The 12,851-nt window shown below is 65.9% G+C and carries 10 protein-coding genes; 3 read left to right on the plus strand and 7 right to left on the minus strand.

Annotation, left to right across the window (positions count from 1 at the left end):
• Positions 1-31: 31 nt before the first annotated feature.
• Positions 32-883, plus strand: coding sequence for a LysR family transcriptional regulator (locus tag IQ16_RS07900; protein ID WP_018647366.1), 852 nt, complete (start codon positions 32-34; stop codon positions 881-883).
• 12 nt (positions 884-895) lie between these two features.
• On the opposite strand, the gene IQ16_RS07905 is transcribed toward IQ16_RS07900, so the two are convergent.
• Genes IQ16_RS07905 through IQ16_RS07915 form a run of 3 tightly spaced genes read right to left on the minus strand, consistent with a single transcriptional unit; the run spans position 896 to position 3,568 of the window.
• A complete protein-coding gene (locus tag IQ16_RS07905; protein WP_018647365.1) occupies positions 896-2,332 on the minus strand; it encodes a TIGR01777 family oxidoreductase in 1,437 nt (478 codons plus the stop codon).
• Positions 2,329-2,994: a DUF4166 domain-containing protein gene (locus IQ16_RS07910; protein WP_018647364.1), complete on the minus strand. Its 666-nt coding sequence runs from the start codon at positions 2,992-2,994 to the stop codon at positions 2,329-2,331. The genes IQ16_RS07905 and IQ16_RS07910 overlap by 4 nt, the downstream gene beginning before the upstream one ends.
• A 16-nt stretch (positions 2,995-3,010) precedes the next feature.
• Positions 3,011-3,568, minus strand: coding sequence for a GbsR/MarR family transcriptional regulator (locus IQ16_RS07915; RefSeq protein WP_018647363.1), 558 nt, complete (start codon positions 3,566-3,568; stop codon positions 3,011-3,013).
• A 155-nt stretch (positions 3,569-3,723) separates the two neighbouring features.
• Between IQ16_RS07915 and IQ16_RS07920 the strand changes: the two genes are divergently transcribed.
• Positions 3,724-5,244, plus strand: coding sequence for a PAS domain-containing sensor histidine kinase (locus IQ16_RS07920; protein WP_018647362.1), 1,521 nt, complete (start codon positions 3,724-3,726; stop codon positions 5,242-5,244).
• A gap of 177 nt (positions 5,245-5,421) precedes the next feature.
• Here the strand turns inward: IQ16_RS07920 and IQ16_RS07925 are convergent, their stop codons facing one another.
• The 4 genes from IQ16_RS07925 to IQ16_RS07940 form a co-directional block, all read right to left on the minus strand.
• A complete protein-coding gene (locus tag IQ16_RS07925; RefSeq protein ID WP_018647361.1) occupies positions 5,422-5,721 on the minus strand; it encodes an acylphosphatase in 300 nt (99 codons plus the stop codon).
• Complete coding sequence (locus tag IQ16_RS07930) at positions 5,718-6,584, minus strand: isocitrate lyase/PEP mutase family protein (protein ID WP_018647360.1); 867 nt, start codon at positions 6,582-6,584, stop codon at positions 5,718-5,720. Before IQ16_RS07930 ends, IQ16_RS07925 begins: the two co-directional genes overlap by 4 nt.
• 155 nt (positions 6,585-6,739) lie before the next feature.
• Positions 6,740-8,755: an acetyl-CoA carboxylase biotin carboxylase subunit gene (locus IQ16_RS07935; RefSeq protein ID WP_018647359.1), complete on the minus strand. Its 2,016-nt coding sequence runs from the start codon at positions 8,753-8,755 to the stop codon at positions 6,740-6,742.
• A 176-nt stretch (positions 8,756-8,931) separates the two neighbouring features.
• Positions 8,932-10,014 carry a zinc-binding metallopeptidase family protein gene (locus IQ16_RS07940; protein ID WP_018647358.1) on the minus strand — a complete coding sequence of 361 codons (1,083 nt, stop codon included), beginning with the start codon at positions 10,012-10,014 and terminating at the stop codon, positions 8,932-8,934.
• A 223-nt stretch (positions 10,015-10,237) separates the two neighbouring features.
• Here IQ16_RS07940 and IQ16_RS07945 point away from each other — a divergent pair, with 223 nt between their 5' ends.
• Complete coding sequence (locus tag IQ16_RS07945) at positions 10,238-12,715, plus strand: hybrid sensor histidine kinase/response regulator (RefSeq protein ID WP_018647357.1); 2,478 nt, start codon at positions 10,238-10,240, stop codon at positions 12,713-12,715.
• Positions 12,716-12,851: the final 136 nt, after the last annotated feature.

Below are 12,851 nucleotides of genomic sequence, written 5' to 3' on the forward strand. Positions count from 1 at the left end.
TCTCTATTAATACCAGTGATAACGATTCATAATGACAGCCACACTCGACATCGCCACCGTCCAGGCGTTCCTTCTGGTCGCCGACCTCCAGAGCTTTACCCGTGCCGCCGAAGCGCTCGGCACCACGCAAGCGGCCGTCAGCCTGAAGGTGCAGCGGCTGGAGACATTGCTGGGAAAACGCCTCGTCGAACGCTCGCCACGCGCGGTCCGGCTGACCGCCGACGGCGCCGCGTTCCTCGATCGCGCACGCGCGCTGATGGAGGCGCATGACCGTGCCCTGTCGGGCGAAGCTTCAGCCGCGCAGTCGCTCTCGCTCGGCATCTCCGATCACGCCGCCGGCCCCGAACTGGTGCCGCTGCTCGAACGGCTGCACGCGATGTCGTCAAACATCACCCTCGCCGTCACCATCGGCTTCTCGCGCGAGATGCAGGACGCTTACGACGCGGGCGAGCTGGACGCCGTGATCGTGCGCCAGGAAGGCAGCCGCCGCGGCGGCGAGAAGCTGGCCGAGGACGAGTTTTGCTGGTTTGCATCACGCCGCTTCGCTCTGCCGAAAGGTGAGCCGCTGCCGCTCGCAACACTCGCCCCGCCCTGCGGGGTGCGCGCCGTCGCCGTGCGCGCACTCGACAAGGCCGGCCTCGCCTGGCGCGAGCGCTTCGTCGGCGGCGGCGTCACGGCGGTGGTCGCAGCCGCGCTCGCCGGACTTGCGATTGCGCCGCTGGCGCGACGGATTGCGCCTCCCGGGCTGATCGACATCGGGCCTGCGCACAAGCTGCCGAAGCTCGGCAGCTCGAAGGTGATGCTGCATTCGAAGGTCAGCGATCCCGCAAAGCTTGCGGCGCTGCGCGCGGTGGCGGCGACGTTTCGGAGTGCGGCGGCTTGACGCTGCGAGCGCCTACAAGATCGCCTCGAACGCGCTGCGCAGCGTCTCGTGACGGAACACAAAGCCTCGGCTGAGCGCCTTGTTCGGCAGCACGCGCTGGCCGCCGAGCAGGAGCTCGTCGGCAAAGCCGCCGCCGATCCGGCGGAGCAGGCCGCCGGGAATGCGGAACACCGCGGGCCGGTGCAGGCGCCGGCCGAGCTCTTCGGTGAACTTTGCGTTGGTGACGGGGATCGGCGCGGTGGCGTTGACGGGCCCTGTCAGATCAGGCGTTGCGATCACATAGGCGATCAGCCGGATCAGATCGTCGCGCTCGATCCAGGACATCCACTGCCGCCCCGTTCCGAGCGGACCGCCGAGACCAAACTCGAACGGCGTCAGCATGCGCGTGATGAAACCGCCTTCGGTGCCGAGCACGAGGCCGATGCGCAGATAGACGACACGCACGCCGAGCTTCTCCGCCGGCCGCGCCGCCTGCTCCCAGGCCGCGCACAGCTCGTGGCTGAAGCAGGCGTGCGACTTCGCGGACTCTGTCAGCACCTGGTCGGCCCACAGGCCGTACCATCCGATCGCGGAGCCGCTAACGAGCACCTCGGGCTTGCGCGCGAGCCGCGCGATCAGTTTTACAATTTCGCCGGTCATATCGATGCGTGATTCCAGAATCTTCGCGCGCTTCGCTTCGGTCCACAGGCCGTTACCGATCGGCTCGCCGGCGAGATTGACGATGGCGTCGATTGGCGTGTCCGCAGCGAGCTGATCGAGGCTGGTGATCAGCGTCACCGGCGGCGGCAGCATCTCGGCCTTGGCGGGATTGCGGATCAGCGCGATGACGTGATGCCCTGCCCCGCTGAGGCTCGCCGCGAGCTGGCTGCCGATGAAGCCGGTAGCGCCTGTGATCAGCACGGTCTTGCGGCCGGATAGCTTTTCGACGAGCCCGTCCGCGGGAACGCTTCGCATGCGGCCGAGCCGCCGCATCGCCGCAAAATCCCTGACACCGCAGAGCGCTGCGCCGACCGCACAGGCGGTCGCGGCGATGCTGAGCAGGCCGTGATGGACGACGCTCACGCCGAACGGCTGCATCGCCCAGGCGATCAGCACCGGCAGCAGCAGCACCAGGATGGCACCGTAATTGATCGCCAGCAGCGTATGATTGATCCGCTCGCTCGGCGGCAATTTCCGGCTCAGATCCTCCTCGACGAAATCCATCAGCGTGATGACGATCTCGGCGACCAGCACAGCGACGATCAAGAGCGCCAGCAGGCCGTAGACCTGGAGCCAGCCGAGCAGTAGGAACAGCAGCGCATAGAGCATGTTGCGGATGCCGTGCAGCTTCAGCTCGAAACGCTGCGACGGACGCCAGGCCAGCCGCTCGGTGAATTCGTGATGATAGAAGGTGTCGAACACGCCCATCACGATCTGGATGGCGATGAGGGTCCACAACAGCGGCGTCATGATACGGCCTCCCTGAAGACGGCGGACTGGTGGATCAGCGCGCCGTAACGCGGGTGAGTGACATCGAGCGTGAAACGAAAGGCGCCCTCGCCGAGATCGGAATGCGTCACCGTGAGGTCGCCCGGCGTGAACCATTGCGGCAGCGGGATCCAGAGCCGTCCGAGCTGCAGGCCGTAACCGGCGCTGCGGAAGGTCAGCGCCTGACCTTCGACCGCAATGCGCAGCGCCATCGAGACGCCGAAGCCGACATATTCCTCGAGCCCGGTCGGGCCGGCGAAACGTTTGGCGGAATGGATCACCTGCGGAAAGCCGCGCTTGCGCGCGCAGATGCGCGTCCAGGTCTGGCCGCCGGTCGCGCCGTCCTCGGTGACTGTCACGATCATGGGGACGCCGATGTCACGGCCGGTCGGCAATGGCCCGCCGATCAGCCGTGCGGCCTGCGCGAACCACCAGCCGACCTCGCTGAAGGCGACCTCGTCGACGACACCGACATAGACCACGCTGTCGCCATCGGCGACGCGTTTGGAAAAGCGCCGCCAGGTCGCGAGCGGCAGGCGGCCCCAATCCTCGTCCGGCAACAGCGCACGGAACCGGCGATCGTCGAGCAATTTGGTGTGAGGGGAGGGAGATGCGCCTAAGCCTGGTAATCGAGCCGACGTCATCGCACCCTCCTCAACGCTATTTGACCTTGCCCAGCGGCAGCAGGTTGGCGATCTTCTCGCCAAGCCGCATCAGGGCGACCAGCCGCGGCCGCGGCACCTTCAGCATCTGCATGAACCAATGGTCGGCGAGCTCGGTGAAGGCGAGCATCTCCTTCAGCCGCTTGCTCGCGACCGGATTGATGGCCGGATCCTCGGCGGCATCGGACACGCAGGCCCTGAGCGCTGCGATCGCCGGATCGAGCTCCCGCTCCTTGCGCCGCGCCGCGATGCGGGCCGCGACCTCCCAGATGTCGGTCTCGGCCTCGTAGTGATCGCGACGATCGCCGAGGATCGGCACCCGCCGGATCAAATTCCAGGCGAGCAGCTCCTTGAGCGAATTGGAGACGTTGGAGCGCGCCATGCCGAGCGTGTCGGCGATGTCCTCGGCCGTCATCGGCGCCTCGGACAGATAGAGCAGCCCGTGGATCTGGCTGACCGAGCGATTGACGCCCCATTCGTCGCCCATGTCGCCCCAATGCAGGATGAAGCGCTCGACGGCGGCGGGGAGTTTCTTCTTTCCGGTTATTTCTGTCATGACAGAAATATCTGACAAGTTCGATTGCGTGTCAAGGGCGCTTGCCCTGGCGGCCCTCCTGCATACCGTCTGCGGTATTTGCCTAAAAAGTTCCCAGAGAGTCGGAACCAAAACGCCGGCCCGAGCGTTTGCTCCCGTCGAGGCGGGGTCTAAGAATGGTAAAAAAGTTCAGTCAGCAGAGAGACTTGTTCGAAAGCGAGCGCAGTTTCCGGCTGCTGGTTGAAGGAGTTGCCGACTACGCCCTCTACATGCTCGATCCCAGCGGCACCATCACCAGCTGGAACATCGGCGGCGAGCGCATCAAGGGCTACGCGCCCGAGGAAATCGTCGGCCAGCATTTCTCCCGCTTCTATACCGAGGCCGACCGCGCCAACGGCAAACCTGCGCGAGCGCTCGGCATCGCGCGCGAAAAGGGCCGCTACGAAGAGGAAGGCTGGCGCGTTCGCAAGGACGGGACGTTCTTCTGGGCGAGCGTGGTGATCGATCCGATCTACGAGGATGGCACGCTGGTCGGCTTCGCCAAGATCACGCGCGACATCACCGAACGCCGCAACGCCCAGCTCAAGCTCGAGGCGATGCAGAAGCAGCTCGCCGAATCCCAGAAGTTCGATGCGCTCGGTCAGCTCACCGGCGGCGTCGCCCATGACTTCAACAACCTCCTGATGATCATCAGCGGCAGCCTCCATGTCCTGAAGAAGGGGGCCATCGACGATACCAGGCTTCAGCGCGCGATCTCCGCGATCGAGACTGCGACCAGGCGCGGCGCCGCGCTGACCAACCAGCTCCTCACCTTTGCGCGGCGACAGAGCGTCAACCCGCAGGCGATAGATCTCACCGAACGCGTCGCGGCGATCCGCGCGGTGCTCGACGCCGGCCTCGGCAGCTCCGTGCGCCTCGCCTTCGACATCGCCCCCAAGGTCTGGCCGGTCAGGACCGACGTCTCGGAGCTCGAGACCGCGCTGCTCAATCTCGTCATCAATGCCCGCGATGCGATGCCCGACGGCGGCACGGTGACGATCAGCGCCCGCAACGTGGTGCTGGACGAGACCCCGCTCGCCGGCGAGTTCGTGGCGATCGACGTCGCCGACACCGGGCTCGGCATTCCCGCCGACGTCGTCGACAAGATCTTCGAGCCGTTCTTCACCACCAAGCCGATCGGCAAGGGTACCGGCCTCGGCCTCTCCCAGGTGCACGGCTTCGCCCATCAGGCCGGCGGCACGGTGAAGGTCGCAAGCGAGCTCGGCCAGGGCACGATTTTCACCATCCTGCTGCCGCGCGGCACGGATGCCCCGGCACGGGACACCGCGGAGGCGATGCCGTTCCGCGGCAGCGGAACGGTGCTGCTGGTCGAGGACAATCCCGAAGTCGCGCTCGTCAGCATCGGCCTTCTGGAACAGCTCGGCTACCAGGTGCACCGGGTCGCCGACGCCGAAGCGGCATTGCGCGAGATCGAGACCAACGGCGTCGATTTCGTGTTCTCGGACATCGTGATGCCCGGCAAGATGGACGGCCTCACCCTCGCCCATCGTCTGCGCCAGCTCCGCCCCGGCCTGCCGGTCCTGCTCGCCACCGGCTACAGTGAGGTTGCCGCCGACGTGCGCGGCGACTTCCCGATCCTGCGTAAGCCGTACGAGATCCACGAGCTCAGCGAAGCGATCGCGAAATTGCCGAGGTGACTCTTAACCTCTCCCCGCTTGCGGGGAGAGGTCGAATTCGATCGCAGATCGAATTCGGGTGAGGGGGTACATGTCTCTCGACGACCGCCCGTGTTGAGAGAGGCCCCTCACCCCAACCCTCTCCCCGTAAGAACGGGGCGAGGGAGCGCACCGCTCGCGCCGAAAGAGAATTGGCGCTCAAACCGTCGGCAACACCGAGAACGCTTCCCCTGCCCTGCGCAGATTCAGTTCATCCACGCTAGCGGTCTCGCTGGTGACGCTGTCGACGCGCGAGGATGGCGGGCCATGGCGGCACAGTGCGACCATGTCGGCGACGTGGTTCGGCGCGCCCGCGAACAGCGCTTCCACGCTGCCGTCGCGGCGGTTGCGGACCCAGCCTTCGAGACCGCTCGCGGTGGCCTGGTATTCGACCCAGGCGCGATAGCCGACGCCCTGCACGCGGCCCCGGATCATGACTTGGAGGATCGCCCGGCTCATGTCTTCAGCCCGAGAACATCGGCGCTGCGCGCCTTCGTCTCGGCCTCCCGCATGACGCGGCCCGTCAGCTCCGCAGAGGCCAGGCCCTTGAGTGCCTTCGGCGAGGCGCCTTCCCGGAGCGCCTTCAGCGTGTCGTGGACGGCCTGCGTCGCGGCCGTGATCGGCGCATGGCCCTGCAGCGCGATGCGCACGCGCTGGCTGGCGAGATAGTCGAGCGCGCTCAGATCTTCCGGCGCGCCGCCGAGCACGATCGGCAGGCGCGTCGCAGCCGTTATCGCCTCGAGCTCGGCACGCGATTTGATGCCGGTGAAGAACAGAGCATCGACGCCGGTGGCCTCATAAGCCTTGGCACGGCGGACCGCATCCTCGATCGAGGTGATCGAGGCCGCACCCGTGCGGCCCATGATGACCAGCGACGGATCGCTGCGGCCGCTGAGCGCGGCTTTCATCTTGCCGACACCCTCCTCCAGCGAAATCAGCTGCGTCTTTGTTTCACCGAAGGCAGCCGGCAGCAGCGTGTCCTCGATGGTGAGGCCGGCGGCACCGGCCGTCTCCAGCTCCTGCACCGTGCGGCGCACGTTAAGCGCATTGCCATAGCCGTGATCGGCATCGACCAGCACGGGCAGTGTGGACGCACGCGACATCCGCCGCATCTGCTCACAAAGCTCGGTGAGCGTGATCAGGGTGATGTCGGGGTCGCCGAGCACGGCGAGCGAGGCCACCGAGCCGCCGAACATCCCGATGGGAAAGCCGAGATCCTCGGCGATGCGGATCGAGATTGCGTCATAGACCGAGCCGGGATGGACGCAAGTCCCGCCCGACAGGATGGAACGCAGTTTCTCGCGGCGGGAACGAAAGGCCATGATTGCCCTCCCAATTGTTGCGACGCAGCCGCAACATACTCCGTCATTGCGAGCGTAGCGAAGCAATCCAGAGTCTTTCCGCAGAGGCAGTCTGGATTGCTTCGCTGCGCTCGCAATGACGGTGTTCGTGGGCCGGCGAGAGCCCCACTCACACCTTACGCAAACTCCAAAATCAGCGCGTCCACCGCGAGCGTCGCGCCGGCGCTGGCGTGGATCTTCTTCACGGTGCCGTCCTGCTCGGCGCGCAGCACGTTCTGCATCTTCATGGCTTCGACCACGGCGAGCGTCTCGCCGGCCTTGACCTCCTGCCCCTCGCTCACCGCGATGGAGACAACGAGGCCCGGCATCGGACAGAGCAGCTTCTTGCCGGTGTCGGAGGCCGCCGTCACCGGCATCAGCCGGGCAGAGGTCGCTTCCGTTTCGGTCCAGACATAGACCGGCACCTCGACGCCTTGATGCGCGAGGCGGATGCCGTTCGCAATCGGCCGCGCCTGCACCGCGACGAAGTGCCCATCGATGGTGCCCTGCCAGACCGGATCGCCCGGTTTCCACGGCGACTGCAACAGATGCGCATTGCCGACCTTACCTTCGGCATCGACGAAGCGGATCGCGATGGCGTCGCCCTCACGTCCGACCTCGAGCTGGATTTCCTGGCGATCGAGCCACACCGCGCGGCGGCGTTCGCGCTGCACGACGCGGCCGCCCATCTGCCCCGAGATCTGCCGCTTGCGCTCGCCGAGCACGTGGTCGATGGCAGCGCCGACGGCGGCGATCCGCCGTGCGACCTCGCCTTCGGGCACGCGCACCGCAAAACCCTTGGGGAACTCTTCGGCGATGAAGCCGGTCGAGAGCCGACCCTCGCGCCAGCGCGGATGATGCATCAGCGCCGACAGGAACGGGATGTTGTGCCTGATGCCGTCGACATAGAACGAATCCAGCGCGGTGGCCTGGGCCTCGATAGCGGCCGCGCGCGACGGCGCGTGGGTGACGAGCTTTGCGATCATCGGATCGTAATGGATCGAGATCTCGCCGCCCTCCTGCACGCCGGTGTCGTTGCGCACGGTGATGCCGTCCTTGCTGGCTTCCGCCGGCGGACGATACTTCACGAGACGCCCGATCGAGGGCAGGAAGTTGCGGAACGGATCTTCCGCATAGAGGCGCGATTCCACGGCCCAACCGGTGAGCGTGACGTCCTTCTGCGCGATGGCGAGCTTCTCGCCGGCGGCAACGCGGATCATCTGTTCGACAAGGTCGATGCCGGTGACGAGCTCGGTGACGGGATGCTCGACCTGGAGGCGCGTGTTCATCTCCAGGAAGTAGAAGCTCTTGTCCTGGCCGGCGACGAATTCGACGGTGCCGGCGGAATCGTAGTTCACGGCCTTGGCCAGCGCGACCGCCTGCTCGCCCATCTTGCGGCGGGTGGCTTCATCCAGCAGCGGCGACGGCGCCTCCTCGATGACCTTCTGGTTGCGGCGCTGGATCGAGCATTCGCGCTCGCCGAGATAGATCACGTTGCCGTGCTTGTCGCCCAGCACCTGGATCTCGATGTGGCGGGGATCGACGATGAATTTTTCGACGAAGACGCGGTCGTCGCCGAACGAGGCCTTGGCCTCGGCCTTGGCGAGGTTGAAGCCCTCGGCGACCTCGGCCTTCGAATGCGCGATGCGCATGCCCTTGCCGCCACCGCCGGCGGAGGCCTTGATCATCACGGGGTAGCCGATCTCGTCCGCGATGCGGACCGCGTGCTTGTCGTCCTCGATGACGCCGAGATGGCCGGGCACGGTCGAGACTTTTGCTTTCGCGGCGGCCTTCTTGGATTCGATCTTGTCACCCATCGCGGCGATCGCGCCGGGGTTCGGGCCGATGAAGACGATGCCGGCGGCTTCCAGCGCGCGCGGAAACGCCTCGCGCTCGGACAGGAAGCCGTAGCCGGGATGCACGGCCTCGGCGCCCGTCTTGCGGCAGGCCTCGACGATCTTCTCGATCACCAGATAGCTCTCGGCCGCGGCCGGCGGGCCGATCAGCACCGCCTCATCGGCCATCTCGACATGGAGGGCATCGCGGTCGGCCTCGGAATAGACCGCAACCGTTTGAATTCCCATCTTGCGGGCAGTCTTGATGACCCGGCAGGCGATTTCGCCGCGATTGGCGATCAGAATGCGTTTGAACATGCTTTTCTTGAGTCTCGACCTTGGGCGGGACCCTTCCCCGGCCGTTGGGGCCTATGGGACGGGCCGTGTGGCTCCCGTGGTACATCAAAATGGGCCGGAGGCAACGGTCTAAATCCGGGCCGCTCTGGCGTACCAGCGCAAGACCGAAACAGCCGCGAGGGAGCCCTTGGGACGGCCTACGCCTTCCGCGCCTTGGCCACGTCCCGGACCAGGCCGTGGATGAAGCCCAGTTTGCCGACCACCGCCGGCGACAGGATGAAGGGGTAGAGGTCGCGCAGGCCCATGGCCCGGTTGACGCTGTTCATGGCGAAGGTGAAGGGCAGCCATGCGTCGATGAGCGCCTGGACGTCCCTGGCCTCGTAGGGGTTGAAACGGATGCGCGCCGTCAGCTCCCCGTCGCGATCCACCTTGGGGCGCACCTCCATGCCGAACTCGGAGGCCATCTCCAGGGTGTCGACGATGTGGAGATAGTGCGCCCAGGTCTCGGCGAAGTCTTCCCAGGGGTGCGTCGTGGCATAGGCCGAGACGTAATTCTGCTGCCAGTCAGCCGGGGCGCCTTCAGCGTAATGGCGCTGCAAGGCCTGGCCGTAATCGGCTGAATCGTCGCCGAACACCGCGCGGCATTCGTCGAGCTTGCCGCCGCCCTGAACCAGCACGTCCCAGAAATAATGCCCGACCTCGTGGCGGAAATGCCCAAGCAGCGTCCGGTAAGGCTCGCCCATCTCCAACCGGCGCCGCTCGCGCTCGATGTCATCGGCCTCGGTCAGGGCGATCGTGATCAGGCCGTTGTCATGGCCGGTCATGATCTTTTGTCCGCTGTTCGGATCGTCGGCGAGGAAGTTGAAGATCAGGCCGTGCACCGCATTGTCCTGACGGTTCTGGAGCGGCAGCTTCCAGCGGATCAGGGAATAGAACAGCCGGTGCTTTGCCACCTCCAGCTCACGCCAGCGGGCGAGCTGCGCGGGGTCCGACAGGTCCGGCACCATGCCGTTGTGGCGGCAGGCACGGCAATAGCCGTTGCCGTCGCCGGTGTCCGTCAGCCAGTTGCACGCATCGTAGTCGGCATTGCGGCACAGCATCCGCCCCCTGCCCTTGTCGGCCAGCGTCGTCCAGGTCCCGCTTTGAGCCTCGTCGTCGGGCTCGAGCGCCGACATCGTCTCATTCTCCGGGAGGAAGGCGACGCGGTGACCGCAACGCCCGCAGGCGCGGTTCTCGAAATAGAGGACGTTGCCACAGGACTGACAGACAAAGAGCTTCAAGATTTAGCCTCTTCGAAAAGGGAGTTTTATGAATGAGAGTTGTGGCGCCTCGCGAAGACGCGTCCGCAGGCGCATCGTTCCAATATCAGGAACAAAATGCCAGACCGGGCGTTGGTTGACCGCATTTTTCCCGCGTTCTGGCTGGCCGCGGGTCCTTCCAGACAGTCTATTTCCTCTAAGCAATGGCCATCGCGCTCCGTCTGTGTGAATATCGGTCCGGCACGTGCGCACCCGCATGACAACGGCCGACGCCTTGAACGATCCTTTGCCCGAGACCATCGCCGCCGAAAGGCTGCGCCAGCACCTCGAAGACGTCGCGCGCGAGCGCGACAACGCCTATCGCGCCCTCCAGGAGCGAGAGGCCGAGCTCGCGCGCATCCAGCGCATCGGCAAGGTCGGCGGCGTCGAGGTCGACTTCCGCGAGGGCTTCAAGAACCGCCGCTCGCCGGAATATCTGATGATCCACGGCCTGCCGCCGGAGGCCACCGACGAGTCGCACGAGGACTGGGTCAACCGTATCCATCCTGATGACCGCGACGCGGCGGTGAACCACTTCTTCGAGGCGCTTTCCGGGACCAGCGAAGATTACACGGCCGAATACCGCATCATCCGCCCGAGCGACGGCGAGACCCGCTGGATCCGGGTCGTCGCCAAGTTCGAGCGCGACAAGGACGGCCGCGCCATCCGCCTCGTCGGCGCCCACATCGACATCACCGACCAGATGCTCGCGCGCGAGACGCTGCGCGAGAGCGAGGAGCGCTTCCGGCTGATCGCCGACAGCGCGCCGGTGCCGATCTGGGTCACCAAGCTCGATCGCAAGCGCTCCTTCGCCAACCAGGCCTATGTCGACTTCGTCGGCCTGCCCTACGACCAGGCGATCGATTTCGACTGGCGCAAGGTGCTGCATCCGGACGACCTTCCGCATGTGCTGCAGCAATCGGTGCAAGGCGAAGCCTCGCTGAAACCCTTCGTGCTGGAAGCGCGCTACAGGAACGCCAGCGGCGAATGGCGCTGGCTGCGCTCGGAATCGCAGCCGCGCTGGGACCCGACCGGCAAGCATATCGGCTTCATCGGCGTCGCCCACGACATCACGGTCGCCAAGCAGGCCGAGATCGAGCTCCGGCGGCTCAACGAGACGCTGGAGGAGCGCATCGCCGAGCGTACCGCCGAGCTCGAGTCCAACGAGGCCCGGCTGCGCGCGATCCTGGAGACCAGCAACCAGTATCAGGGCCTGGTCGATCTCAGCGGCGAACTGCTCTACGCCAACAAGACCGCACTCGACGGCATCAACGCCGAGGCGCGGGATGTCATCGGCAAGCCGTTCTGGGATACGCCGTGGTTCACGGGAACCCCCGGCATGAGCGATGTCGCGCGCGACGCCTTCAGGACCGTCCTGAAGGGCGAAGCGGTGCGGCTGGAGATGCGGCTGCGCCTGCCGATCGGCGAACGCGATTTCGATTTCGGCATGCGCCCCGTGCTCGACCGCCACGGCAACATCACCGGCGCGGTGCCCGAGGCCGTCGACATCACCGAGCGCCGCCTCGGCGAGGAGGCGTTGCGGCAGTCGCAGAAGATGGAAGCGATCGGCCAGCTCACCGGCGGCGTCGCGCACGATTTCAACAATCTGCTCACCATCATCCGTTCGGCGACCGACTTCCTGCGCCGGCGCGAGCTGCCGGAAGAGCGGCGCCGCCGCTATGTCGACGCCATCTCCGACACCGTCGAGCGCGCCTCCAAGCTGACGGCGCAGCTCCTGGCCTTCGCGCGCCGGCAGCCGCTGAAGCCACAAATTTTCAATGTCGGCAGCCAGGTCGAGGGCGTGGCACAACTGGTCCGGCCGCTGGTCGGCGGCCGCATCGAGATCAGCGTCGAGATCCAGGACACGGATTGCTTCACTGTCGCCGACGTCGCACAGTTCGAGACCGCGTTGATCAACCTCGCCATCAACGCCCGCGACGCGATGGAGGGCGAAGGCCGCCTCACCATCGCGGTCTGCAAGGTCCAGGGGATTCCGAGCCTGCGCGCGCAGTCGGCACGTGGCGGCGACTATGTCGCGATCTCGGTCAAGGATACCGGCAGCGGCATCGCGCTGGAACATCTCGATTCCATTTTCGAACCGTTCTTCACCACCAAGGAGGTCGGCAAGGGCACCGGCCTCGGTCTCAGCCAGGCGTTCGGCTTCGCAAAGCAGTCCGAGGGCGACATCGCGGTGACGAGCACGCAGGGCGAAGGCGCGACCTTCACCATCTACCTGCCGCAGGCCCAAAGCCCCGCCACCGAGAAGGATGCGGCGGCGTTGACCAGCGAGGCTGCGACCACCGGGCGCGGCTACCGCGTGCTCGTGGTCGAGGACAATGACGATGTCGGCCAGTTCTCGACCGAGCTTCTGGAAGACCTCGGCTATGTCGTCCGCCGCGTCGCCAACGCCAACGCGGCGCTCGCAATCCTCGGCGAGAACGAATTCGCCGTCGACCTCGTCTTCTCCGACGTGATCATGCCCGGCATGAACGGCGTCGAGCTCGCCGGAATCATCCGCGAGCGCTATCCGGGCCTGCCCGTCGTGCTCACCTCGGGCTACAGCAACGTGCTCGCCGAAAACGCCCATCGCGGATTCGAGCTGATCCAGAAGCCCTATTCGGTCGAATCGCTCTCGCGCATCCTGCGCAAGGCGATCACGGAGAAGCTGTCGGTGGCGCGGTGATTGTTATAGCTGCGCGAAGCTGGCCACAAACTCCGTCATTGCGAGCGCAGCGAAGCAATCCAGACTGCCTCCGCGGAAGGACTCTGGATTGCTTCGCTGCGCTCGCAATGACGGCGCTGATGCGCCGTCACAAAAC

The sequence above is a fragment of the Bradyrhizobium huanghuaihaiense genome (genome assembly GCF_007830635.1).
In the GTDB taxonomy this organism is placed as follows: Bacteria; Pseudomonadota; Alphaproteobacteria; order Rhizobiales; family Xanthobacteraceae; genus Bradyrhizobium; species Bradyrhizobium huanghuaihaiense.